This window comes from Nocardia sp. NPDC004718, assembly GCF_053601535.1.
In genome coordinates this window covers 104,670-127,328 of record NZ_JBSGCA010000002.1, presented here as the reverse complement: position 1 = coordinate 127,328, position 22,659 = coordinate 104,670, and the positions used below count along the sequence as shown (strand labels likewise).

Below are 22,659 nucleotides of genomic sequence, written 5' to 3'. Positions count from 1 at the left end.
AGTAGGCCATACCGACGGAGGGAGCGGCGATGTCCACGCAGCGGGGCTATTTCACGGTAGACGAAGTGCGCGCGGCGGAGGCCGAGCTGTTCACCCGGGTGCCGGACGGCGTGCCCATGCGCAGGGCGGCGCACGGCCTGGCCACGGTGGTGGCGGGCGAACTCAGGGAGCGTACCGGCGGTATCGCGGGGCGGGCGGTGACCCTGCTGGTCGGTTCCGGGGACAACGGCGGCGACGCGCTCTGGGCCGGAGCGCAGCTGCGCCGCCGCGGTGTCGCGGTCACCGCGGTGTTGCTCAGCCCGGAGCGGGCGCACGCCGGAGGACTCGCCGCGCTGCGCGGAGCGGGCGGTCGAGTCGCCGACGACGTGGGCCGCCCGGATCTGGTGATCGACGGCATCGTCGGCATCTCCGGTCGCGGTGCGTTGCGGCCGCGTGCCGCGGAAATCGTTGCGGCGCTGGAGGCTCCGGTCGTCGCGGCAGACCTGCCCAGCGGCGTCGACCCGGACACCGGCGCGATCGAAGGCCCGGCGGTCCGCGCGGACGTCACGGTCGCGTTCGGCGCGTACAAGCCGGTGCACGCGCTCGCCGCGCCGCAGTGCGGGCGAATCGAATTGGTGTCCATCGGTTTACGTCTCCCGGAACCGGGTCTCCTCGCGCTGGAGCCCGCGTCGATCGGCGCCGCGTGGCCGGTCCCCGGCCCGGCGGACGACAAGTACACGCAGGGTGTGACGGGCGTATGCGCGGGTAGCGCAACGTATCCGGGCGCCGCGGTGCTGTGCGCGGGCGCCGCCGTCGCGGCGACATCGGGGATGGTGCGGTATGCCGGGACCGCGGCGGCCGAGGTGTTGAACCACTTCCCCGAAGTGATCGCCGCGAAGGAGGTCGCCGCGACCGGTCGCGTCCAGGCCTGGGTCTTCGGTCCCGGCGCTGGCACCGACTCCGCCGCCGGGGAACGCCTGCGCGAGATCCTGGCCACCGACCTCCCGGTGGTGATCGACGCCGACGGCCTCACCATGCTGGCCGCGGAGCCGGACCTGGTGCGCGGTCGTGCGGCTCCGACCGTCCTGACTCCGCACGCGGGCGAGTTCGCCCGCCTCACCGGCTACGAGGTCGGTCCCGACCGGGTGGCAGCGGTCCGCGACTTCGCCGCTTCCTGGCAGGTCACGGTGCTGCTCAAGGGCCGCGCCACGCTCGTCGCCGCCCCGGGCGGTCCCGTGCTGGTCAACGAGGCGGGCGGTTCCTGGGCGGCGACCGCGGGTGCGGGCGACGTGCTCTCCGGCATCATCGGGGCGCTGCTCGCGGCGGGCCGGGAACCCGCGTGGTCGGCCGCGGCGGCCGCGCGCGTGCACGCGCTGTCCGCGAACCTCGCCGCACATGACGCCGCCCCCGCGGGAACCCCCATCTCGGCAAGCCTGCTGGCAGCTCACGTCCGCCCCGCCATCGGCGTTCTCCGTGGTCTCGCTCACGCGCCACACAAACCGGTTGGAACCAGCACCGAGCGCGCCAATAGACTCGACCGGAATCGACGCAACGACTGATCTCGAGAGCACATGGGTAACTCGTCGGGCACGCCCGAAATCAAGGCGGCATCAAGCGCAGGATCCGAATGTGAGTCTTGCGTGCCCGACTGGTCCGGCCCGAATATGCGGAGAGGCGGCACAGCGCAAGTGGAAACGGTCATCGACCTGGACGCCATCGCGCACAACGTGCGGATTCTGCGGGAGCACGCGGGTGGCGCCGCGGTGATGGCGGTGGTGAAGGCCGACGGCTACAACCACGGCGCGGTCGAGGTGGGCCGGGCCGCTCTGGCGGCGGGCGCGGCGGAACTGGGTGTCACGACGGTGGGCGAGGCCGTGCAGTTGCGTGCGGCCGGGATCACCGCGCCCATCCTGTGCTGGTTGCACAGCACGGACACCGACTTCGCGCCTGCGGTGGCCGCCGACGTCGAGATCGGGATCTCTTCGGCGGCTCATCTGCGAGCGGTCGAGGCCGCGGCGCGCGACCTGGGCCGTCCGGCGACGGTCACCCTGAAGGTGGACACCGGCCTGAACCGCAACGGCGTGTCGCCGGTCGTGTACCCGGAAGTCCTGACGGCGCTGCGCGCTCTGGTCGACGAGGGTGTGGTGCGGTTTCGCGCGATCTTCTCCCACCTCGCGCACGCCGACGAACCCGAGCATCCCAACAACGACGCGCAACGCGCCCGGTTCCTGGAGGCCATCGCCACGGCCAAGGAGCACGGCCTGGAACCGGAGCTGGTGCACATCGCCAACTCCGCCGCGACCCTGACCCGCCCTGACCTGGCCTTCGACTTGGTCCGGCCGGGCATCGCCATGTACGGCCTGTCCCCGATACCGGACGACGATTTCGGCCTGCGGCCCGCGATGACGTTCCAGGCACAGGTCGCCCTGGTCAAACGAGTGGCCGCGGGCGAAGGCGTTTCCTACGGGCACCAGTGGATCGCGCCGCGCGACACCACCGTCGCGCTGATCCCCGCCGGTTACGCCGACGGCGTTTTCCGCCCCCTGAGCGGACGTTTCGATGTCTGGCTCGGCGGGGCGCCGCGCAGGAACGTGGGGCGGGTGTGTATGGACCAGTTCGTCGTCGACCTCGGTGACAACGCGGCGGGCGTTCAGGAAGGCGACACCGCGATTCTCTTCGGTGCGCGACCGCACGCCCAGGAGTGGGCGGATCTGCTCGACACCATCCACTACGAAGTGGTGTGTTCACCGCGCGGCCGGGTCACCCGGCGCTATGTCGGTGGCGTTCGATGAGCCGCTTCCGGCTGACCCCGCTGCGCGGCGGGCTGGCCACGGCTGGTTTCGTCGGTGCGCTGGCCGGCGCCCACGCCTTGCGTCGCGCCGGTGCGCGGGTGTTGTGGCCCGCGCGGGGCGACGACTACCGCGACGAGAATTTCGCGCTGATCGATGCCGACCGCGCGGGGACGGTACTCGCCGACGACGGCGTGCCGTTGGCCACGCGGATCTGCGGCCCCGACGACGCACCGGTGACGGTGATCTTCGTGCACGGCTTCTGCAACAGCATGGTTTCCTTCCACTTTCAGCGTCGTGACCTGGAAAAGCGCTACGGCGCACGACTTCGCATGGTGCTGTTCGATCTGCGCGGGCACGGCCGTTCCGGCGTGCCGAGCGCCGCGAGTTGTACCGTCGCCCAGCTCGGGAGCGACCTCGCCGCCGTGCTGAACGCCACCGCTCCGGCGGGGCCGGTGGTGCTGGTCGGGCATTCGCTGGGCGGGATGGCGATCCTGGCCGCGGCCGCGCGATTCCCGGAATTGTTCGCGGCCAGAGTGATCGGGATCGCACTGTTGTCGACCGCGGCCGCCGAGGTCACCGCGGCAGGGATCGGGCAACTGTTGCGCAATCCCGCGATCGACGGGTTCCGGATGGCCGTATACACCGCGCCCGCGCTGGTGCAGGCCGGCCGCGTCACCGCGCGGCGGGTGATCACGCCGATCCTGCACGTCAGCTCGTTCCACGGACCGGTGAGCCCGACGCTGTCGCGCTTCATGACGCTGATGATCGACCAGACGCCGGTGGAGACCGTAGTGAAGTTCCTTCAGGCCATCGAGCTGCACGACGAGTCGGCGGCGTTGCCCGCGCTGGCGGGCATACCGGCCCTGGTACTCGGCGGCGGGCACGATCTGGTGATCCCGTTCCGGAATTCGCGTGCGCTCGCCGCCGCTCTGCCGGGCAGCGAACTCATCCGGTTGGAAGGCGCGGCGCACATGCCGCATCTGCAATACCCGGACATAGTCAACGCCGCGCTGGATCGCTTGCTGGTGCGTGCGGGCGTGGTCGACCCGGCGCAGGGGGAGGGCTCGGAGGTGGCCCGTGGCTGATCCGGGGCATCGAGTGCTGCCCACCGTCGCCGACACCGAGGCGCTGGGCCGGGAACTGGCCACCGATCTGCGTGCCGGGGATCTCGTGGTGCTGGACGGTCCGCTCGGCGCGGGCAAGACCGCGCTGACCCGCGGCATCGCCGAAGGTCTTGGCGTGCAGGGGCGGGTCAGCTCGCCGACGTTCATCATCGCCCGCCAGCACCGCGCGGGGCAGCGCGCCGGCGGGCCGTCGGTGCCCATGGTGCACGTGGACGCCTACCGGCTCGGCGGCGACCTGGACGAGCTGGACGCGCTGGACCTGGACACCGATCTGCATCAGGCGGTCGTCGTGGTGGAATGGGGCCGCGGCGTGGTGGAGCACCTCGCGGATCGGCATCTGCGTGTGGTGCTGTCGCGGGCGCCGGACTCGGATGTGCGCACCGCCAGCTGGGAATGGGTGAATTAGCTACCGGGTAGCTCTGCGTCGGCCTCACCTACCACCCGGTATCGTTGGCCCAATCATGCTTGTACTAGCCGTCGACACCGCGACACCCGCCGTCACAGCGGGACTGGTGGACTTGGAGCAGGGCGCCGACGCGGCGAATCCGGTCCGGGTACGCACCGTCGCCTCCCGGGTGCGGGTCGACCCCCGTGCCCATGCCGAGGTACTCACTCCGCAGATACTCGAATGCCTCACCGAGGCAGGCCGTTCCAGGACCGAGATCGACGCGATCGTGGTCGGTGTCGGTCCGGGTCCGTTCACCGGCTTGCGCGTCGGCATGGCCACCGCGGCCGCGTTCGGCGACGCGCTCGGGATCCCGGTGTACGGCGCGTGCAGCCTCGACGCGATCGCAGCCGACGCCGCCGTCGACCCAGCGGTGCCGCCCCCCGTCGAGCTCCCGCCCGAAGCCGAACTGCTCGTGGTGACCGATGCCCGGCGGCGCGAGGTGTATTGGGCGCGGTACCGGGAGGGTGTGCGCGTGGCCGGACCCGAGGTGTGCAAGCCCTCGGACTTGGACGCGGGGGAGGCCACGGCGATCGCCGGATCCGCTTCGCACGTCGACTTCTTCGATCTGCCCGTGCTCCCCGCCGAGACGCCCTCGCCCGCCGGGTTGGTCCGCGTCGTCGCCGCCGAGGTGCTGTCCCGCAGCGTGCCGGAGCCGCTGGTTCCGCTGTACTTGCGCAGGCCGGACGCGGTCGAGAACGCCTACCGCCGACTCGACCGGACGGGGGCGTGAAGCCGGTGACTTTCCGAATCGCGCCGATGGTGGCCGCCGACATCACGCGCTGCGTCGAGCTGGAGCAATTGCTTTTTCCGGAGGACGACCCGTGGGCCGCCGTAGCCTTCCAGTCCGAGCTGGCCGGGCGGCACAACCGCTACATCACCGCGCGCGACGACGACGGGCGAATGGTCGGCTACGCGGGTATCGCCCTGCTGGGTGATGCCGAACACCCCGAGGCCGAGGTCCACACCATCGGCGTCGACCCCGGCTGCCACCGCACAGGTGTCGGCACGCTCCTGCTGGAGGCGCTGCTCGCCGAGGCGGACCGGCGCGGTGGACCGGTGTTCCTGGAGGTCCGCACCGACAACGCGCCGGCGATCGCGCTGTACGCCAAGCACGGCTTCCACATCATCGGATTGCGCAAGAACTACTACCACCCCAGTGGCGCGGACGCGTACACGATGCGTCGCCCCGCGCTGACCAGCGGGGAGCGCTGGCGCACACGGGACGAGGTGTTGTCGTGATCGTCATGGGCATCGAAAGCTCCTGCGACGAAACCGGAGTCGGCATCGTCCGCAGGCACCCCGACGGCACCTGCGAACTGCTCGCCGACGAGGTCGCTTCCAGCGTCGACCAGCACGCGCGCTTCGGCGGCGTCGTCCCCGAGATCGCCTCGCGCGCGCATCTCGAGGCGATCGTGCCCGCCATGCGCCGCGCGCTGTCGGCCGCGGGCATCGCGAAACCGGACGCGCTGGCGGTGACCATCGGCCCCGGCCTGGCCGGTGCGCTGCTGGTCGGTGTCGCCGCGGCGAAAGCGTATGCGGCGGCGTGGGATGTGCCCTTCTACGCGCTCAACCATCTCGGCGGGCACGTCGCGGTGGACACTCTGGAGCACGGGCCGATGCCGCCGTGCGTCGCGCTGCTGGTGTCGGGCGGGCACACGCATCTGCTGCACGTCACGGATCTGGCCGAGCCGATCGTCGAGCTGGGCAGCACCGTCGACGACGCGGCGGGCGAGGCGTTCGACAAGGTGGCGCGGCTGCTCGGGTTGGGCTTTCCCGGCGGTCCGGCGCTGGATGCCGCCGCGACGGCCGGTGATCCGCGCGCCATCGCCTTCCCCCGCGGCATGACCGGCCCGCGCGACCCGCGCTACGACTTCTCCTTCTCGGGTCTCAAGACCGCGGTCGCCCGTTACGTGGAGGCGGCCCAGCGCGACGGCGTCGCCGCGGAGGATCTGCCCATCCCGGATATCGCGGCGTCTTTCCAGGAGTCGGTCGCGGATGTGCTGACGATGAAGGCGGTTCGCGCGGCCCAGGATGTCGGCGTCGGCACGCTGGTGCTCGGCGGCGGCGCGACCGCCAACTCGCGGATCCGCTCGATGGCCGAGGAACGCTGCGCCGCGGCCGGTTTGACCTTGCGGGTGCCCAAGCCTCGGCTGTGCACGGACAACGGGGTGATGATCGCCGCGCTCGGCGCGCACGTCATCGCTGGTGGCGCGGCCGCTTCGCCGCTGACGGTCGCCACCGATCCGGGTCTGCCGGTGTCGGTCAGTATGGTTCGCTGACCGGCTCGGACTCAGCGCACGAAGCGGCGGCGGCCGCACCGGTTTTCTTTCCGGTGAGATCGCCGCGAAGGGCCGTCGTGCGGCTGGATCAGTTCGGTGCGAGCAGTCCGGGATGCGCCGCCGACCCCGAATTCCCCCGGAGCGGAAGCGGCAGGCTCGACTGCGCGGGCGCCTGGGTGGGCGTCGGGGTCGTGCCGGGCGCAGTAGCGGTCGGCGCCGCGGGATACCACGTCCGGCTCGATGGCGATTGGGGCGAACTATTCGGTGCCGCATTCGGATTCCCGAACAGGGGGCCGAGCAGTTCGGGGAACGGAATCGGCGGAAGGTTCGGATCCGGGCGCAGCGTGGGCTGCGTGGGTGCGATCACCTGCGTGGACGACGGCCCGCCGGTCGTGCTCTGCGGTCCGCGTTCCGTGGTCGTCGGGGCGATGCCGGTGTTGTCCGGCGTGCGGTTGTGCGGCGTGGCGGCCGCCGTGGTCGCGGGCGGCACGGATGCCGGGTTGGGCAGTTGCGACGCGCTGCTCGTGGTCCCCGCGGGAGAGACCTCGTCATCCGAGGTCGGCGCGAACGTCTTTACCCCGTAACCGACGATCAGTCCGACGACCACGATCGCACCGGCGAGCGTGCCGAACACCTTGGTTACCGTCCCCGCGGGCGCGTCGCCGCCGAGCCCGGCGACCGGGAACACCGAGGGCTGCATCGAATCGGCGACCAGCGCCGCGCCTTTGGCGGTCACCGCCTCGGGATCCGGCACGGTGAACACGGGGATGTCCAAGGCGGCGGTGAGCGTGTCGAGCACCGCGGGGATGTTGGCGCCGCCGCCGATGACCGCGACCGCCTGCGGCTGCCTGGGCGCCCGGGCGAACGACATCGTGACGAACCGCGCCAGGTCGCGCAGCAGCTCGGCGATCAACTCTTCGAAGTCGGCCCTGGTCAGCTTCAGCGGACGACCGGCGACGTGGTCGATGGTGACCGCGGGCGCGATGGACAGGTGCTCCTTCGCCGCGCGGCCCCGGTTGGTGAGCATGCCGCGGTTCGGGCGGGTACCGCGCCGGGCGAAGTGCAGATCCACCAGATGGTGGTAGATGAGATCATCGATCGCCTTGCCGCTGATGGTCGCGGTGCGATCGGAACGGAGCAGGGAGCCGTCGGCGCGGTCGGCGACGGTGACGCCGAGCCCGGATGCGCCGAGATCGACGATGGCGACCGTGTCGTAGCGGTCCAGCAGGCCGGTGTGCCGCAAGTAGGTCAGCGCGGCGGTGCCCTCCTGGATCAGCCGCAGGTCGCGCTGTTTTCCGGTGGCCGAGCGGATGATCTGGGCCTGCTCCTTGGTGCGGTAGGCGACCGCGACGCTGGTGGGCGGGTGCCCCGTCACCGGCTCGAAGTCGCGTGGCCCGCCCGCGAAACGGCCCCCGACCGGGCGGATGATCTCGCGCGGCGGCTGTGTGGTCGGCAGCTGGGTCGTCATCAGCTCGATCGAGGACGACACCAGGTCACCGAGATCGGAATGAGCCGCGTCGGCGGACACGACGCGGTAATCGAAGCTCTGCGTGCCGTTCGGCGCGGTGGAGACCAACGCCGAGCACACGACCTCTGCCCCGGCCGAGATGCCGAGGGATGTTCGCATGTTCACCTCCCTTCGAGCGGATGGTCATGGTGTCGCCGACCATCTCGAATGGACTGCCGGACCGCCGTATGGATGACGCGCGACCCGGACCGGGAAACGAACCGGCCCCTCGTCCGGGTGGGTCGCGGGGACCGGCCATGGATCACGTGTGTCTTGCTCTCTGGTGAAGCTGGTGGTGCAACGATCGTGCTTGCGGCGCTGCGGGTTCGGCGACGCTGTGGTACCTCTGTGCCGCCTGGCCGCCGCTCGGAGGAGCGACGAACCGGCGGCCGGACCGCAACCGTCGTCAATAGTGTCACAATCCGTTATCCGAACGTTACTGTTTTCCCGAACTTATCGCCAAGCTCGCAGTGTCGCCGGGCGCGCCGGGCAAAGTTGGCACCGCTCAGCCTTGAGCGCTGGCACTCTCATGTATAGAGTGCTAGTCGGCACTGTGTGTAGTGCTTGTGCCAGCAGCTTGACCACTGGGCAGGGGTCCCGGCACCCGCGACGACGGGGCTATGCGCAGGGTCAGCATCGTGACCAACCGACGAGTTCGGAGCGACGAGTTCCGGACGACCGAATCCCCTGAAAGTGGAGGGCTCAACGTGGCGAGCGTGAACATCAAGCCGCTCGAGGACAAGATCCTCGTCCAGGCCAACGAGGCCGAGACGACGACGGCCTCCGGCCTGGTCATCCCTGACACGGCGAAGGAGAAGCCGCAGGAGGGCACCGTTGTCGCCGTCGGTCCCGGCCGGTGGGACGACGAGGGCGAGAAGCGCATCCCGCTGGATGTCCAGGAGGGTGACACCGTCATCTACAGCAAGTACGGCGGCACCGAGATCAAGTACCAGGGCGAGGAGTACCTCATCCTGTCGGCGCGCGACGTGCTGGCCGTCGTCACCAAGTAGCCGATCAGGCACGCATGCGTTCCGCCCCGGTGTCTTTCGTGACCCGGGGCGGAGTGCGTTCGGCGCCGACACCACGGCACTGAAACACGCGGTGCGAGCGACGGGCCCGGAGGCGGCAGCCTGCGTGACGACGACGGGACCCGGGAGCGCCGCAATCCACTACAGGAGCGAATCCCCATGGCAAAGCAGATCGAGTTCGACGAGAAGGCTCGCCGGGCTCTGGAACGCGGCGTCGACAAGCTCGCCGACGCCGTGAAGGTCACCCTGGGCCCGCGCGGACGGCACGTCGTACTCGCGAAGTCCTTCGGCGGCCCGACCGTCACCAACGACGGCGTCACCATCGCGCGCGACATCGAGCTGGAAGACCCGTTCGAGAACCTCGGCGCGCAGCTGGTCAAGAGCGTCGCCACCAAGACCAACGATGTCGCGGGCGACGGGACCACCACCGCCACCGTGCTGGCCCAGGCGCTGGTCCGCGCCGGGCTGAAGAACGTTGCGGCCGGGGCGAACCCGATCGTGGTCGGCTCCGGCATCGCCAAGGCCGCCGACGCGGTCTCCGAGGCGCTGCTCGCGCTGGCCACCCCGGTCTCCGGCGAGCAGGCCATCGCGCAGGTCGCGACCGTGTCCTCGCGGGACGAGGAGATCGGCGAGATGGTCGGCAAGGCGCTGACCGCCGTCGGCAAGGACGGCGTCGTCACCGTCGAGGAGTCCTCGACGCTGCAGACCGAACTCGTCGTCACCGAGGGCGTGCAGTTCGACAAGGGCTACCTGTCGCCCTACTTCGTCACCGACCCCGACAGCCAGCAGGCCATCCTGGAGGACGCGTTCGTCCTGCTGCACCGCGAGAAGATCAGCTCGCTGCCGGACTTCCTGCCGCTGCTGGAGAAGATCGCCGAGAGCGGCAAGCCCGTCCTGATCATCGCCGAGGACGTCGAAGGTGAGGCGCTGTCGACCCTGGTGGTCAACGCCATCCGCAAGACGATCAAGGCCGTCGCGGTCAAGGCGCCGTTCTTCGGCGACCGCCGCAAGGCGTTCCTCGACGACTTGGCCGTGGTCACCGGTGGCACCGTGGTGAACCCCGATCTGGGCATCACCCTGCGCGAGGCAGGCCTGGACGTGCTCGGCAAGGCGCGCCGCGTCGTCGTCACCAAGGACGACACCACGATCATCGATGGCGCCGGTTCCGCGGCGGACGTGGAGGCGCGCGTCGCGCAGTTGCGCCGCGAGATCGAGGCCACCGATTCCGACTGGGATCGCGAAAAGCTGGAGGAGCGGCTGGCCAAGCTGGCCGGCGGCGTCGCGGTGATCAAGGTCGGCGCGGCCACCGAGACCGCGCTCAAGGAGCGCAAGTACCGCGTCGAAGACGCGGTGAGCGCCGCCAAGGCCGCCGTGGAAGAGGGCATCGTGCCCGGTGGCGGCACCGCGCTGGTGCAGGCGAGCAGCAAGCTCGTCGAGCTGCGCGATTCGCTGTCCGGTGACGAGGCCGTCGGCGTCGAGGTGGTCCGCACCGCGCTGCGTGCGCCGCTGTACTGGATCGCCACCAACGCGGGCCTGGACGGCGCCGTGGTGGTCAGCAAGGTCGCCGAGGGCAAGGAGGGCTTCAACGCCGCCACGCTCACCTACGGCGACCTGCTCACCGACGGCGTCGTCGACCCCGTGAAGGTGACCCGTTCGGCCGTCGTCAACGCGGCGTCGGTCGCGCGCATGGTGCTCACCACCGAGAGCGCCGTGGTGGACAAGCCCGCCGAGGAGCAGGACGACCACGGCCATCACGGCCACGCGCACTGAGCCCGGTTTTCTCGGGACAACGCACGGACAAGGCCTCCGAACCACGCGGTTCGGGGGCCTTGCCGCATGCGGTCTCGACTACCGGTTGGACCGAAAGGGTTCCGAAGCTCGACACGCTGTCTGCGGCGGAGCTGGAGGGAGGCCGCGGGAAGGTCAGCACCGCTGGGGTCGGTACGCGCGGGGCGGGAAGGCCTGGGGAGACGCCGGATTCAGCTGGCGACCGGTGGCTGCTCGGCGGCGATGGCCGCGAGTAGGCGAGCACGCAGCGACGGCGGCGGAGTGGCCGCCGTGGCTGTGGCGAGAACGGCGAGCGCTTCTTTCGTGTCTCTGACTTCCTGGATGAACTCCGCGCGTAGCACGGGGTCCTCGCTGTCGAACAGCTCCTGCACTTCCTGATGGTCTTCGTCGTCGATCGATCCGAGCGCGACGGTGTGCGCGAGATCGATACGGCGTTCGTTCATCTCACGTCACCCCCAAACTTTTCTTCAGTCGTGTCAATCCGTCCCGAATCCGGGACTTAACCGTAGGTAACCCTACGTCGAGGTAGGTGGCTACCTCCGCATAGGTGCGTCCGCCGTAGTAGGCGAGCGAGATGGCTTCCCGCTGGGTTTCGGTGAGTGTGGCCAGACCGGCCAGGACGGCCTGTTGTTCGAGCCTGCGCTCGACCTCTTCGGTGACCTCGTCGAATTCGTTGCCGAGCACCCGGATCCCGTACGCGACCTCGCGCTGGGTGTGGGCTTGCTCGGCGCGGACCCGGTCCACGGCGCGCCGGTGGGCGAGCGTCATCAACCAGGTGACCGCGGAACCTTTCGCCGGGTCGAAACTCGATGCCATGCGCCAGACCTGCAGGTAGACCTCTTGCGTGGTCTCCTCCGCGTATCCCGGATCGTGCAGAACGCGCAACACCAGACCGAAGACGCGCGCACACGTCCGGTCGTACAACTCGGCGAATGCTTCCTGGTCGGCTCGACCGCATCGATGCAAAAGCGCGGCGAGCTCGATACTTTCGGCTGCGCGTGCCGTAACCGCAGAATCCACCGTGGGTGGGAAGGCTGCTCTTCGGAACGAGTCGCCCTCTGCGGCCGACGGCCGCGTTGTCACAACGCTCCATTCTGTGTCATCGGTCACTACCGTAGCGCGCCGCTATGACCTCCCTTCCGGTGGGGTGGCCACAAGGCTCGTCGTGGACCGGCGCCGCGTTGCGGAAAGCGCCGATACGCCGGACATCTCGGGAGAGACACGCCGTGACACGCCGAACCCTCGCACCGTGCCGGAAACGCCGGGTGCACGGCCTCCGGCCTCGCTCGGCGGCCGGCCGATCGATGGTGACGATCGGAACCCACGCGCCGGCCTTCGGCGCGGAACCGGTCACCGTGTCGCGTGAGCGGCTCGGCCGAAGCGTGTTGCAGTGGCCCGTTGTTTGCTAGGAATTCGACGCCCGGTGGCGTGCGGATGGGAGGGGATTGATTCAGACGGCCATGCGGCGGCGGCTGCGCCGCGCGTGCATCTCGCGCTCGGTCTCCGACATGCCGCCCCAGATCCCATAGGGCTCGCTGACTTTCAGCGCGTGTGCGCGGCACTGCATGAGCACCGGGCAGGTGCGGCAGATCTCCTTGGCGCGCATCTCGCGTGCCGTGCGGGCTCGGCCACGCTCACCATCGGGATGGAAGAACACCGCGGAATCCTGCCCGCGGCACGATCCTCGCATCTGCCAATCCCAGACATCGGCGTTGGGTCCCGGGAGGTGGGTCGGCATGGGCATGGTGAACTCCTCGTGGTGCGAGCTCGTCAGCGTTGTCGAGCAGTTGTTCTGCAACAGTTGTGGGCCACGACGCCGTGTCGGCGGGGGTGCCCGGGGGGCTCGCCCTTCGTGGTCGCTGCAATTTCGCGCGGCGCCGTCCGTGGCGATGAGCTACGTTAGGTCCAGCCGCGAAATTCCGTCAATAGTTCGGCGCAGCACTTTTCCAAATCTCGCGCTGCCAAATTTAACCTCCGAACTGTTTACTTTTCGTGCTGGTTCCGGCGATACTGTTCGGTTGGCCGGAGGTCCGTGGCTGCCGCATGTGCCGCAACTGACCCAATTTCCGCTGGTAGAGGCGATTTCATCCTCGTAGCGCCGACGTGACGCCGATCTCGTGCCGATGATGTCGGTCACTGCCGCGGCCGTGGGCGTTCGTGGGGTGTGGATCCGAAGATGGCGGCAACGGGGCGGACAGGTTAATTACGCGAAACACGCATGAATTCCCGGCGTGGCCGCTCGGCGATAGCCAGGACGAGATTTACCTAATGGCAACATCCGCTCGGCGACGGAAATCCCGAGTGCCGCCGGTCGGCCGTCGCTCACCTTTCCTCGCCGGAGCCCGGGTGCCGCACGGGATAGAGTGCGCCCGTGGTCGCGCCCGCTCCGCTCGGAGATCCTCACCTCGCGGTCCTCGCCGAGGCCGCCTTCGGCGCCGCTCCTGGGCGCGCCGCCGCCCACCTTCCGTCCGCGTCGGACGCGCTCGGCCGGTGGTATCGAGCGGTGGTTCTCGGCGGCCAGGGCCGTTATGCGGCGGCGCGTGCCGAATTGCGAAGGGTATGCAACCACAGCAACGACCCCGTTCTCCTCTCACTGGCGGGAAGTACCGAGGGTTCTTTTCTTCGCCAGCTCGGCTGGCACGAACGCGCCGCGGCGTTCGACGGGCGGGCGGCCGCGCTGATCCTCACCGCGGGCGCCGGGGCGGAGCCGGACAGCGCCGAGGAGTTCGGCGGCTACCGTCCCAGCCGCGGCGACGCGATCTGCGACGCGCTCACCGGACTCGCCGCCGACGCGCTCGGAACCGGGCGGCTCGCGCTGGCCGACCGCTTGCTGCGGCGCAGCGCGTCGGCGGCACAGCAGTATCGGGCCGGTTGGCGTCCCGCGATCCGCTTGCGCTGGGTGTCCGCGGAAACGGCGCTGGCGGCAGGCGATTTCGAGGTGGCGGCGGCGCACGCGGCGGCCGCGCTGGAGCTGGCCGAGCGATCCCCGTCGGTGCGCCACCGGGTCAAGTCACGCTTGCTGGTCGCCGCCGCCGACGTGGCGCTCGACGCGCGGGGAAGATCAGGCGTCTCGGCCGAGGATGTCGCCGAGCAGTGCCGTGAGCACGGCCTGCTGCCGTTGCGCTGGGCTTGTGCCATGCTCCGCGCCGGATCGGGCGCGCGGGACGCGGCGGCGGAGGCGGCCGAATGTGCTGCGGCCATCGCCCGCTCCGGCGGCGTGTTGCGCCCCATGGCGGGGTGGTAGGTGATCACGGAGTCCACCGTGTTGACCAGTTCCGGCCAACGGGTCGCTATTGTTAGATCCGTTCCGCCCCTTCGGTGGAAGCATTGGTCGTCACCTGACCATGCCACTTTGTAACGCCGGGAATATCTCTGACGATGACGCACACGGGCGAAGAGTTGGACCTCGCCGTCGCTGCCGCTGCGCAGGGCGACAGATCCGCTTTAGCTCAGGTACTGGAGATGATCCGCCCGCTGGTGGTGCGCTACTGCCGCGCGCGGATCGGAGCCGCGGAGCGTGGGCAGCTCTCCGCGGACGACGTTGCGCAGGAGGTTTGCCTGGCTGTGATGACAGCCTTGCCCAGGTACCAAGACCAGGGCAGGCCCTTCATGGCCTTTGTTTACGGAATCGCTTCGCACAAGGTCGCCGACGCGCATCGCAACGCCGCCCGTAACAAGGCGGAGGCGATGGCCGAAGTACCAGATGTCATATCCACCGACCAGGGACCGGAACAACGAGCTCTCGAGTCCGAGACGAGCAGGCAGATGAACCGTCTGCTCGCGACGCTTCCCGAGAAGCATCGAGAGATCTTGATCCTGCGCTTGGTCATGGGTTTGTCAGCGGAAGAAACCGCGGTCGCCGTGGGCAGTACGGCGGGCGCGGTACGGGTCGCCCAACACAGGGCACTCGCGAAACTCAAGTCACAAGTGGCGAGGGCAGGTGAAATGTATGGCTAGGGATGGCGAGCGCGGTCGGGGTGACTGGAAGGCGCGGCTTGGATCGCGGAACAGCGGTCCCTACGCCGAGGCGTCCGGTGACACCGGCCCGGTCGACATCGCCGCGGTACGCCGCGACGATGCTCTGATCGATGCCATCGCCAGCGATGGTCCGGTGCACACCGACAGCGCCGAGGAGTATCAGCTCGCGACGTTGCTCGCGGACTGGCGAGCGGAGTTGATCGCGCCTCCGATGCCGGCCGAGCCGGACCTGGACGCGATCGTGGCCGCGGTCAACCAGGAGATCGGCGCGCGGCAGGTTCGCATCGGGGCGCACGGCGGCGGCGGGCGACTGCGGCTACTACGTCCGATCATGGGCACCGCGGCCGCGCTGGCCCTGGTCATCGGCGGCATGACGGCGTTCTCGTACAACGCCGAGCCGGGCGATCCACTGTGGCGGGTCAAAGAGGTCGTGTTCAGCGAACAGGCCCAGACGACCGTGGTCCAGCGGGCGGGCGACGACCTGAACGAGGCTTCCACGCTGGTCACTCAGAACCCGACGCAGGCCAAGGTGCGCTTGGAGCGGGCCAAGGAGAATGCCGCGCAGGTCAGCGATCCGGACAAGCGCGCCGAGCTGATGACCGAGTGGGAACAGTTGCTCGCGAAGCTGCACGAGGTCAATCCGGCGTTGGCCGATCAGCTGGGTTCGACGGTGCCCAAGACCACCGACCCGCGTGCCACCCCGGGCAGCGCGACCACGAAGCCCAGCCCGACGCCAGGTAGCGGGACCTCGACGATCGTGCAGCAGCCGGGTGAGCCGACGAACAAGCCCACGCCCTCGGCCGAGGCCACCGCGCCCAATGGTGGAACGTCGAACAGCGGCGGAACCACGAACGGCGGCGGCGCGCCGACCACGGTGCCGCCGGTGACCACACCGCCGCCCGCGACCACCCAGCCGCCGGCCACCGTGGAACCGACGGCTCCGCAGGAGCCGCCGGTCACCGAGGTCAAGCCGCCGACGGGCGGAACCACGGGAGACACCGGTAATCCGACGGCGCCGCAGCAGCCGCCCACGGCTCCGACGCAGGGCAACACCAATACCCACAACAGCAACAACAATCCGCCGCCGACCTTCAGCGTCCCCGGCATTCCCAACCCGGGCTCGTTCGTGCCGCCCGGCCGCTGACAGAAGAAAACGGTCCAGGCAAGAACCGATCGCCAGCCAGGCGGTCGGCTTTTTGTCTTTCCGGGAGAAGCCGGTCCAGCCAGTGGTGACCATAGGGTGGTGACTCATGGGCGTGTCCGCCCGCGACGGAACCTCGCGGTGCGTCTGCCGAAGTGATCGTGTGCGTCGAAAATCACAGCGGCAAACGCGAGGTGCGCGAGCCTCGAAAGGGCCCGCGTACGGTTCGATCCGGTATCAGCCGTCGAATCCGTCGAACCCGTCGCCGTGGAAAGCCTCGTTCATCGACGCGTCCGCGTAGCCCCGGCAGTAGTCCCAGGTGACGTACGCTTCCGGCGTCGGGTCGTAGGCGGGCTCGTGCGGGCGGACCGTGCCGTCGACCAGCAACTGAAGCAAGTTGGCGCGCAGCATGTCCCAGTCGTGGTAGTGGTCCTGCCTGCAGTCTTCGCAGCTGACCACGAGTCCGCGGATGCCGCGGTGGGCCAGCAGTGCCTCGTACACCGCGAGGTCGGCGAGATCCTCCTCGACCGCAAGGCGCTCGTGGGGATCCAGCGGTTCGCCGGGCTCGATGGCATCGAGCGCGGCGGACGGGTCGGAGGGGTCTCCGGCGAACGGATCCGGCGGCAAGCCAGGTGGTAGATGGTCACGCACATCCCCACGTTACGCAGAACAGGGTGGTCTGCGCCAGCTATGCGGCCTGCCAGTTTCGGTGGTGGGCTCACTTCGTCGGCGAGTTCACCGGACAGATACGATGGAGCACAGGCTACGGCGGGTCCCGATCGCACCGCCGCCGAACCACGTCCATCCCATCAGCCGTCACGGCGCCGGTGACACCGGCGCCGGTCGCTATCGACGTCCAGGAGGGGTCGATCCGAATGAGTAATCCCGTATCGGGCGAACGAATCGCAGTCCGCCCTCCTACGGGTGGCGACGATCCGAACAAGATCGCCATGCTCGGCCTCACGTTCGACGATGTGCTGCTGCTGCCTGCCGCCTCGGATCTCATCCCCAGTTCTGTGGAAACCTCCAGCGTGCTGACCAGGGAGATCCGCCTGCGCACGCCGTTGGTCAGCTCGGCCATGGACACGGTCACCGAGGCGCGGATGGCCATCGCGATGGCGCGCGCGGGCGGCATGGGCGTGTTGCACCGCAACCTCTCCACGGCCGACCAGGCCGCCCAGGTGGAGACGGTCAAGCGGTCCGAGGCCGGTATGGTCACCGACCCGGTGACCTGTCGTCCGACCGACACTCTCGCCGAGGTCGACGCGATGTGCGCCAGGTTCCGCATCTCGGGTCTTCCCGTGGTGGACGAGACCGGTGCGCTTGTGGGGATCATCACCAATCGCGACATGCGTTTCGAGGTGGATCAGAACCGCCGCGTCGCCGACGTCATGACCAAAGCCCCCTTGATCACCGCGCAGGAGGGCGTCACCGCGGAAGCCGCGCTCGGACTGCTGCGCAGGCACAAGGTGGAGAAGCTGCCGATCGTCGACGGCAACGGGCGCCTGCGCGGCCTGATCACCGTCAAGGACTTCGTCAAGACCGACCAGTACCCCAACGCCACCAAGGACCGCGACGGCCGCCTGCTGGTCGGCGCCGCGGTGGGTGTCGGCGAGGACGCCTGGTCGCGGGCCATGACACTGGCCGACGCGGGCGTCGACGTGCTCGTGGTGGACACCGCGCACGGTCACCAGGTGCAGGTGTTGCAGATGGTGACCAAGGTCAAGGCCGAGGTCGGCGACCGGATCCAGGTGGTCGGCGGCAACGTGGCCACCCGCCAAGGCGCGGCCGCGCTCGTCGAGGCGGGCGCGGACGCGGTCAAGGTGGGCGTCGGCCCCGGCTCGATCTGCACCACCCGCGTGGTCGCCGGTGTCGGCGCGCCGCAGATCACCGCGATCCTGGAGGCGGTCGCCGTGTGCAAGCCGGCAGGCGTCCCGGTGATCGCCGATGGCGGCATCCAGTTCTCCGGCGACATCGCCAAGGCCATCGCGGCGGGCGCGTCCACGGTGATGCTCGGGTCGCTGCTCGCGGGCACGGCCGAGTCGCCGGGCGAGCTGATCCTGGTCGGCGGTAAGCAGTTCAAGAGCTATCGCGGTATGGGCTCGCTGGGCGCCATGCAGGGCCGCGGCCAGGCGAAGTCGTTCTCCAAGGACCGTTATTTCCAGGACGACGTGCTCGCCGAGGACAAGCTGGTCCCCGAGGGCATCGAGGGCAGGGTGCCGTTCCGCGGCCCGGTCAACCAGGTGATCCACCAGCTGGTCGGCGGTCTGCGCGCGGCCATGGGCTACACCGGCTCGCAGTCGATCGCGCATCTGCAGGAAGCCCAGTTCGTGCAGATCACCGCGGCCGGTCTCAAGGAGAGCCACCCGCACGACATCACCATGACCGTCGAGGCCCCTAACTACACCGGACGGGGTTAGCCCACTAGGTTCATGTACAGGACCAACCGGTCCGTGCATGATGGAGCTTGCCCACCGGCTGTGGCGGTGAGCGACCTGCGGCGAGTTGGCGGCTTTGTGCTGCCCACCTGCCCCCACAAGTAACCACTGGAGGCGCGAGTCTTACGAGCGCCGTTCGCGGCCCGGCTCGCGTTCCAGCGGTCGAAGCGCATGCGCCGCAGGCGCGAGTCTCGACCGCTGGAACGCGAGCCATCAAGGGGCCGCGAACACGCAGCGCCGTAAGCGCTGCCGAAAAACTAAGGAGATTTCGCGTGCGCGACATGGTGGAGATCGGCATGGGCCGGACCGCCCGGCGTACCTACGAGTTGGACGACGTCGACATCGTCCCCTCGCGCCGGACCCGCTCGTCGAAGCAGGTCTCGCTGTCCTGGCAGCTGGACGCCTACCGCTTCGAGATCCCGTTTCTCGCGCACCCCACCGACGCCCTGGTGTCCCCGGAGTTCGCCGTCGAACTCGGCCGCCTCGGCGGGCTCGGCGTGATCAACGGCGAGGGACTGTGGGCGCGGCACGCGGATGTCGGCGCGAAGATCGACCAGTTGCTCGAGCTGGTCGGCAAGGGCGGTTACGAGCGCGCCGTGGCGCTGCTGCAGGAGTTGCACGCCGCGCCGATGCAGCCGGATCTGCTCGCCGCCGCGGTGGCGCAGGTCCGCGCCGCAGGCGTCACCGTGGCGGTGCGGGTGAGCCCGCAGAACGCGCGCACGCTCACCCCGGCGCTGCTGCAGGCGGGCATCGACCTGCTCGTGGTGCACGGCACGATCATCTCCGCCGAACATGTCGGCGACGGTGAGCCGCTGAACCTCAAGACCTTCATCGCCGAGCTGGACGTGCCCGTGGTCGCCGGCGGCGTGAGCGATCACCGCACCGCGCTGCACCTGATGCGCACCGGAGCGGCGGGCGTGATCGTCGGCTACGGCTCCTACCCCGGCGCGACCACCACCGGCGAGGTACTCGGCATCGGCGTGCCGATGGCCACCGCGATCGCGGATGCCGCCGCCGCCCGCCGCGACTACCTGGACGAGACCGGCGGTCGCTACGTGCACGTCATCGCGGACGGCGACATCTCCACGTCGGGGCAGCTGGCCAAGGCGATCGCGTGCGGCGCGGACGCGGCCATGCTCGGCGTCCCGCTCGCCGTGGCCGCGGAGGCGCCGGGCCGCGGCTGGTACTGGCCGTCGGCGGCCGCGCACCCGTCGGTGCCGCGCGGGTCGATGCTGCACGTCGACGATCCGTGGGATCTCGGTGGCGAGCCGGTCGGCGACACGGTGCGCCCCAGCCTGGAACGGGTGCTCTTCGGCCCGTCCGACGATCCGTTCGGTTCGCTGAATCTCGTCGGCGGCCTGCGTCGTTCGATGGCCAAGGCCGGGTACTCGGATCTGAAGGAATTCCAGAAGGTCGGCTTGAGCGTGCGTGCTTGAAGGTGGGCCTGAGCCTGCTGTAGGGCACCCTCCCCATCACCCGGCGATCACCGGAGAAGCGAGTCTTACGAGCGCCGTTCGCGGCCCGGCTCGCGTTCCAGCGGTCGAAGCGCATGCGCCGCAGGCGCGAGTCTCGACCGCTGGAACGCGAACCATGAAAGGGCCGTGAACACGCAGCGCCGCAGGCGCTGCAAATCGGATACAGCGTTCAGCGCACGCGGGTCGGTTTCGTTCGTGCGCGCAGGAATTGCTGGATCGCGTGGTTCACCGGCTCGGGGTGGGTCATCGTCACCGCGAGTCGGGCTTCGGCGATTTCGATGAAGGTGGCGCCGGACAGCCCGTGCGCCAGTTCCTGGGCGCGCTCGCGGTCCATGCCGCTGTGGGTGGGGTGGATCACCAAAGCGGGGCAAGCGATTTCGCGGAGTCGGTCCAGTACCGAATCCCGGCTGAGCAGGCAGCCCGCCGCCACCTCGATGCCGCGGCGGTCGCGCACCAGCCAGCGTTGGGTCCAGATCGAGCGGTACCACTCGTCGTCGCCGATCAGCCAGGAAGCCAGCTGGTGCACGGCTCGTTCGCGGGAGCCGTCGTCGTACCACTCGTCGAGGAATTTCTGCGTCGCGGTGGACTGCTCCGGGGTGGGACCGTGTGCTTCGGTGCTGATCAGGATCAGCGCGGAGACGCGTTCCGGTGCGATCAACGCGGTGCGCAGTGCCGTGAAACCCCCCTGCGCGGTACCGCCGACGACGGCCCGCTCGGCGCCGAGATGATCCAGGACGGTCAGCGCGTCCCTGGCCGCCGTCCAATAGGTGAAGGGTAGGCCCTCGTCCCTGGTGCGGCCGTGGCCGCGGGCATCCCAGGAGACGATCCGGAATTCCGGTGCGAGAGCGGCCGTTTGGGCGGCGAACATGGTGCGGTCCATGAGGAACTCGTGCGCCAGCAGTACCACCGGGCCGTCCCCGCCGCTGTCCTCGTAGTGGATGTCGGCATCGATCGCGCGGGCGAAGGGCACGAGCAGAAGGATAACCAGCGAGCCGGGCCGCGGGTGACGATTCGGGCGGTCGGCTCGCCTCCCAGACGGGGCCGCTGTGCCGATGATTCGCTCGTTTCGCCGCTCACTAAACTGGGCGGGTGGCACAAACCCAGAGACCGGTCCTCGTCGTCGACTTCGGAGCACAGTACGCCCAGCTGATCGCGCGGCGGGTTCGCGAGTCGAGCGTGTACTCGGAGGTGGTTCCGCACACCGCGACGGTGGAGGAGATCGCCGACAAGCAGCCGCTCGCGGTGATCCTGTCCGGCGGTCCGGCCAGCGTGTACGCCGAGGGCGCGCCGCGGCTGGATCCGCGGTTGTTCGATCTGGGGCTGCCGGTTTTCGGCATCTGCTACGGCTTCCAGGCGATGGCCCAGGCGCTGGGTGGAACGGTCGCGCGCACCGGCACCCGTGAGTACGGACGCACCGAACTCAACATCGACGGCGGTTTGCTGCACGGCGGCCTGCCCACCATCCAGCCGGTGTGGATGAGCCACGGCGACGCGGTCACCGACGCGCCGGAGGGCTTCGAGGTCACCGGCACCAGCGCGGGCGCGCCGGTCGCCGCCTTCGAGCACCGCGCGCGCCGGTTGGCCGGTGTGCAGTACCACCCGGAAGTGCTGCATTCGCCGCACGGGCAGCAGGTGCTGAGCCGGTTCCTGCACGAACTCGCCGGCATCCCCTCCACTTGGACCCCGGCGAACATCGCCGATTCGCTGATCGCCTCGGTACGCGAGCAGATCGGTGACGGACACGCGATCTGCGGACTGTCCGGTGGGGTGGACAGCGCCGTCGCCGCCGCCCTGGTGCAGCGCGCCATCGGTGACCGGTTGACGTGTGTGTTCGTCGACCACGGCCTGCTGCGGGCGGGCGAGCGGGAGCAGGTGCAGCAGGATTTCGTCGCCGCGACCGGCGCCAAACTGGTGACCGTCGACGCGGTGGACAAGTTCCTCGGTGAGTTGAAGGGCGTGACCGATCCCGAGGAGAAGCGCAAGATCATCGGGCGGGAGTTCATCCGGTCCTTCGAGGACGCGGTGGGCGAGGCGGTGCTCGAGCACGGTGCGGCCGACGGCGCGACGCCGAAGGTCGAGTTCCTGGTGCAGGGCACGCTCTACCCGGACGTCGTGGAGTCCGGCGGCGGCAGCGGCACCGCGAACATCAAGAGTCATCACAATGTCGGCGGTCTGCCCGACGATCTGGAGTTCGAACTCGTCGAACCGCTGCGGTTGCTGTTCAAGGACGAGGTCCGCGCGGTCGGACGCGAACTCGGGCTGCCGGAGGAAATCGTCGCCCGCCAGCCCTTCCCCGGTCCCGGTCTCGCCATCCGCATCGTCGGTGAAGTCACCGCCGACCGGCTGGAGACGCTGCGCCGGGCCGACGCCATCGCCCGCGAGGAACTGACGGCGGCCGGTCTGGACGCCCAGATCTGGCAGTGCCCGGTCGTGCTGCTCGCGGAGGTCCGCAGCGTCGGCGTGCAGGGCGACGGCCGCACCTACGGACACCCGATCGTGCTGCGCCCGGTCTCCAGCGAGGACGCCATGACCGCCGACTGGACCCGATTGCCCTACGAGGTGCTGGAACGCATCTCCACCCGCATCACCAACGAGGTGGCGGAGGTCAATCGCGTGGTCTTGGACGTGACCAGCAAGCCGCCGGGCACCATCGAGTGGGAGTGAACTCCCGGCCGCCCAGCT

General features: G+C 69.6%; 21 protein-coding genes. 15 read left to right on the top strand and 6 right to left on the bottom strand.

The genetic code is table 11. The features are described from left to right. Window positions 1–29 precede the first annotated feature (29 nt). The 7 genes from ACWEH3_RS02680 to tsaD all read left to right on the top strand — a co-directional run bounded on the left by ACWEH3_RS02680 (window position 30) and on the right by tsaD (window position 6,622). Window positions 30–1,538 (top strand): NAD(P)H-hydrate dehydratase, encoded by a 1,509-nt coding sequence (locus tag ACWEH3_RS02680; RefSeq protein ID WP_450015095.1) that lies wholly within the window; start codon window positions 30–32, stop codon window positions 1,536–1,538. Window positions 1,539–1,643: 105 nt separating this feature from the next. Then, a complete protein-coding gene (gene alr / locus ACWEH3_RS02675) occupies window positions 1,644–2,771 on the top strand; it encodes an alanine racemase (protein ID WP_450015124.1) in 1,128 nt (375 codons plus the stop codon). Continuing rightward, on the top strand, window positions 2,768–3,856 hold the full coding sequence (locus tag ACWEH3_RS02670) for an alpha/beta fold hydrolase (protein ID WP_450015096.1): 1,089 nt from the start codon (window positions 2,768–2,770) through the stop codon (window positions 3,854–3,856). Before alr ends, ACWEH3_RS02670 begins: the two co-directional genes overlap by 4 nt. Next, complete coding sequence (gene tsaE / locus ACWEH3_RS02665; RefSeq protein WP_355076288.1) at window positions 3,849–4,301, top strand: tRNA (adenosine(37)-N6)-threonylcarbamoyltransferase complex ATPase subunit type 1 TsaE; 453 nt, start codon at window positions 3,849–3,851, stop codon at window positions 4,299–4,301. Before ACWEH3_RS02670 ends, tsaE begins: the two co-directional genes overlap by 8 nt. 55 nt (window positions 4,302–4,356) lie before the next feature. Continuing rightward, complete coding sequence (tsaB, locus tag ACWEH3_RS02660) at window positions 4,357–5,073, top strand: tRNA (adenosine(37)-N6)-threonylcarbamoyltransferase complex dimerization subunit type 1 TsaB (RefSeq protein WP_450015097.1); 717 nt, start codon at window positions 4,357–4,359, stop codon at window positions 5,071–5,073. Window positions 5,074–5,078: 5 nt separating this feature from the next. Further along, entirely contained in the window at window positions 5,079–5,582 is a 504-nt protein-coding gene (rimI, locus tag ACWEH3_RS02655) for a ribosomal protein S18-alanine N-acetyltransferase (protein ID WP_355076292.1), read from the top strand. Beyond that, window positions 5,579–6,622 (top strand): tRNA (adenosine(37)-N6)-threonylcarbamoyltransferase complex transferase subunit TsaD, encoded by a 1,044-nt coding sequence (gene tsaD, locus ACWEH3_RS02650; RefSeq protein ID WP_450015098.1) that lies wholly within the window; start codon window positions 5,579–5,581, stop codon window positions 6,620–6,622. The genes rimI and tsaD overlap by 4 nt, the downstream gene beginning before the upstream one ends. Before the next feature lie 88 nt (window positions 6,623–6,710). On the opposite strand, the gene ACWEH3_RS02645 is transcribed toward tsaD, so the two are convergent. After that, window positions 6,711–8,249: an Hsp70 family protein gene (locus ACWEH3_RS02645; protein WP_450015099.1), complete on the bottom strand. Its 1,539-nt coding sequence runs from the start codon at window positions 8,247–8,249 to the stop codon at window positions 6,711–6,713. A gap of 587 nt (window positions 8,250–8,836) precedes the next feature. Here ACWEH3_RS02645 and groES point away from each other — a divergent pair. Next, entirely contained in the window at window positions 8,837–9,139 is a 303-nt protein-coding gene (gene groES, locus ACWEH3_RS02640; RefSeq protein ID WP_028479292.1) for a co-chaperone GroES, read from the top strand. 177 nt (window positions 9,140–9,316) lie between these two features. Next, a complete protein-coding gene (gene groL / locus ACWEH3_RS02635; RefSeq protein WP_450015100.1) occupies window positions 9,317–10,927 on the top strand; it encodes a chaperonin GroEL in 1,611 nt (536 codons plus the stop codon). A gap of 209 nt (window positions 10,928–11,136) precedes the next feature. Here the strand turns inward: groL and ACWEH3_RS02630 are convergent, their stop codons facing one another. From ACWEH3_RS02630 to ACWEH3_RS02620, 3 genes are all read right to left on the bottom strand, one after another. Further along, window positions 11,137–11,388, bottom strand: a complete 252-nt coding sequence (locus ACWEH3_RS02630) for an RskA family anti-sigma factor (protein WP_355076299.1) — start codon at window positions 11,386–11,388, stop codon at window positions 11,137–11,139. A gap of 1 nt (window position 11,389) precedes the next feature. Further along, window positions 11,390–11,965, bottom strand: a complete 576-nt coding sequence (locus tag ACWEH3_RS02625) for a sigma-70 family RNA polymerase sigma factor (protein WP_355076300.1) — start codon at window positions 11,963–11,965, stop codon at window positions 11,390–11,392. Window positions 11,966–12,395: 430 nt separating this feature from the next. Further along, window positions 12,396–12,689, bottom strand: a complete 294-nt coding sequence (locus tag ACWEH3_RS02620; RefSeq protein WP_355076302.1) for a WhiB family transcriptional regulator — start codon at window positions 12,687–12,689, stop codon at window positions 12,396–12,398. Between the two features lie 627 nt (window positions 12,690–13,316). Between ACWEH3_RS02620 and ACWEH3_RS02615 the strand changes: the two genes are divergently transcribed. The 3 genes from ACWEH3_RS02615 to ACWEH3_RS02605 all read left to right on the top strand — a co-directional run bounded on the left by ACWEH3_RS02615 (window position 13,317) and on the right by ACWEH3_RS02605 (window position 16,067). Further along, on the top strand, window positions 13,317–14,189 hold the full coding sequence (locus ACWEH3_RS02615; RefSeq protein WP_450015101.1) for a hypothetical protein: 873 nt from the start codon (window positions 13,317–13,319) through the stop codon (window positions 14,187–14,189). Between the two features lie 134 nt (window positions 14,190–14,323). After that, entirely contained in the window at window positions 14,324–14,902 is a 579-nt protein-coding gene (locus ACWEH3_RS02610) for a sigma-70 family RNA polymerase sigma factor (RefSeq protein ID WP_039795737.1), read from the top strand. After that, the gene (locus ACWEH3_RS02605) at window positions 14,895–16,067 is read left to right on the top strand and encodes an anti-sigma-D factor RsdA (protein ID WP_450015102.1); all 1,173 of its coding nucleotides are present in this window, start codon (window positions 14,895–14,897) and stop codon (window positions 16,065–16,067) included. Before ACWEH3_RS02610 ends, ACWEH3_RS02605 begins: the two co-directional genes overlap by 8 nt. A gap of 234 nt (window positions 16,068–16,301) precedes the next feature. On the opposite strand, the gene ACWEH3_RS02600 is transcribed toward ACWEH3_RS02605, so the two are convergent. After that, entirely contained in the window at window positions 16,302–16,715 is a 414-nt protein-coding gene (locus ACWEH3_RS02600) for a DUF5319 domain-containing protein (RefSeq protein WP_039795739.1), read from the bottom strand. Window positions 16,716–16,939: 224 nt separating this feature from the next. Here ACWEH3_RS02600 and guaB point away from each other — a divergent pair, with 224 nt between their 5' ends. Together guaB and ACWEH3_RS02590 are read left to right on the top strand one after the other, a co-directional pair. Next, window positions 16,940–18,484 carry an IMP dehydrogenase gene (gene guaB, locus ACWEH3_RS02595; RefSeq protein ID WP_355076308.1) on the top strand — a complete coding sequence of 515 codons (1,545 nt, stop codon included), beginning with the start codon at window positions 16,940–16,942 and terminating at the stop codon, window positions 18,482–18,484. Window positions 18,485–18,774: 290 nt separating this feature from the next. Beyond that, complete coding sequence (locus tag ACWEH3_RS02590) at window positions 18,775–19,938, top strand: GuaB3 family IMP dehydrogenase-related protein (RefSeq protein WP_450015103.1); 1,164 nt, start codon at window positions 18,775–18,777, stop codon at window positions 19,936–19,938. A gap of 208 nt (window positions 19,939–20,146) precedes the next feature. Here ACWEH3_RS02590 and ACWEH3_RS02585 read toward each other — a convergent pair whose 3' ends face one another. Further along, window positions 20,147–20,947, bottom strand: coding sequence for an alpha/beta fold hydrolase (locus ACWEH3_RS02585; protein ID WP_355078982.1), 801 nt, complete (start codon window positions 20,945–20,947; stop codon window positions 20,147–20,149). Window positions 20,948–21,066: 119 nt separating this feature from the next. Between ACWEH3_RS02585 and guaA the strand changes: the two genes are divergently transcribed. Beyond that, on the top strand, window positions 21,067–22,641 hold the full coding sequence (gene guaA, locus ACWEH3_RS02580) for a glutamine-hydrolyzing GMP synthase (RefSeq protein WP_450015104.1): 1,575 nt from the start codon (window positions 21,067–21,069) through the stop codon (window positions 22,639–22,641). Window positions 22,642–22,659 lie beyond the last annotated feature (18 nt).

Bases quoted from the DNA above. Each gene is read 5' to 3' on its own strand.
- ACWEH3_RS02605 (WP_450015102.1), top strand. From the start codon at position 14,895: ATGGCTAGGGATGGCGAGCGCGGTCGGGGTGACTGGAAGGCGCGGCTT.
- ACWEH3_RS02610 (WP_039795737.1), top strand. From the start codon at position 14,324: ATGACGCACACGGGCGAAGAGTTGGACCTCGCCGTCGCTGCCGCTGCG.
- groL (WP_450015100.1), top strand. From the start codon at position 9,317: ATGGCAAAGCAGATCGAGTTCGACGAGAAGGCTCGCCGGGCTCTGGAA.
- ACWEH3_RS02645 (WP_450015099.1), bottom strand. From the start codon at position 8,249: ATGCGAACATCCCTCGGCATCTCGGCCGGGGCAGAGGTCGTGTGCTCG.
- guaB (WP_355076308.1), top strand. From the start codon at position 16,940: ATGAGTAATCCCGTATCGGGCGAACGAATCGCAGTCCGCCCTCCTACG.
- ACWEH3_RS02620 (WP_355076302.1), bottom strand. From the start codon at position 12,689: ATGCCCATGCCGACCCACCTCCCGGGACCCAACGCCGATGTCTGGGAT.
- ACWEH3_RS02670 (WP_450015096.1), top strand. From the start codon at position 2,768: ATGAGCCGCTTCCGGCTGACCCCGCTGCGCGGCGGGCTGGCCACGGCT.
- ACWEH3_RS02630 (WP_355076299.1), bottom strand. From the start codon at position 11,388: ATGAACGAACGCCGTATCGATCTCGCGCACACCGTCGCGCTCGGATCG.
- tsaB (WP_450015097.1), top strand. From the start codon at position 4,357: ATGCTTGTACTAGCCGTCGACACCGCGACACCCGCCGTCACAGCGGGA.
- ACWEH3_RS02680 (WP_450015095.1), top strand. From the start codon at position 30: ATGTCCACGCAGCGGGGCTATTTCACGGTAGACGAAGTGCGCGCGGCG.
- alr (WP_450015124.1), top strand. From the start codon at position 1,644: ATGCGGAGAGGCGGCACAGCGCAAGTGGAAACGGTCATCGACCTGGAC.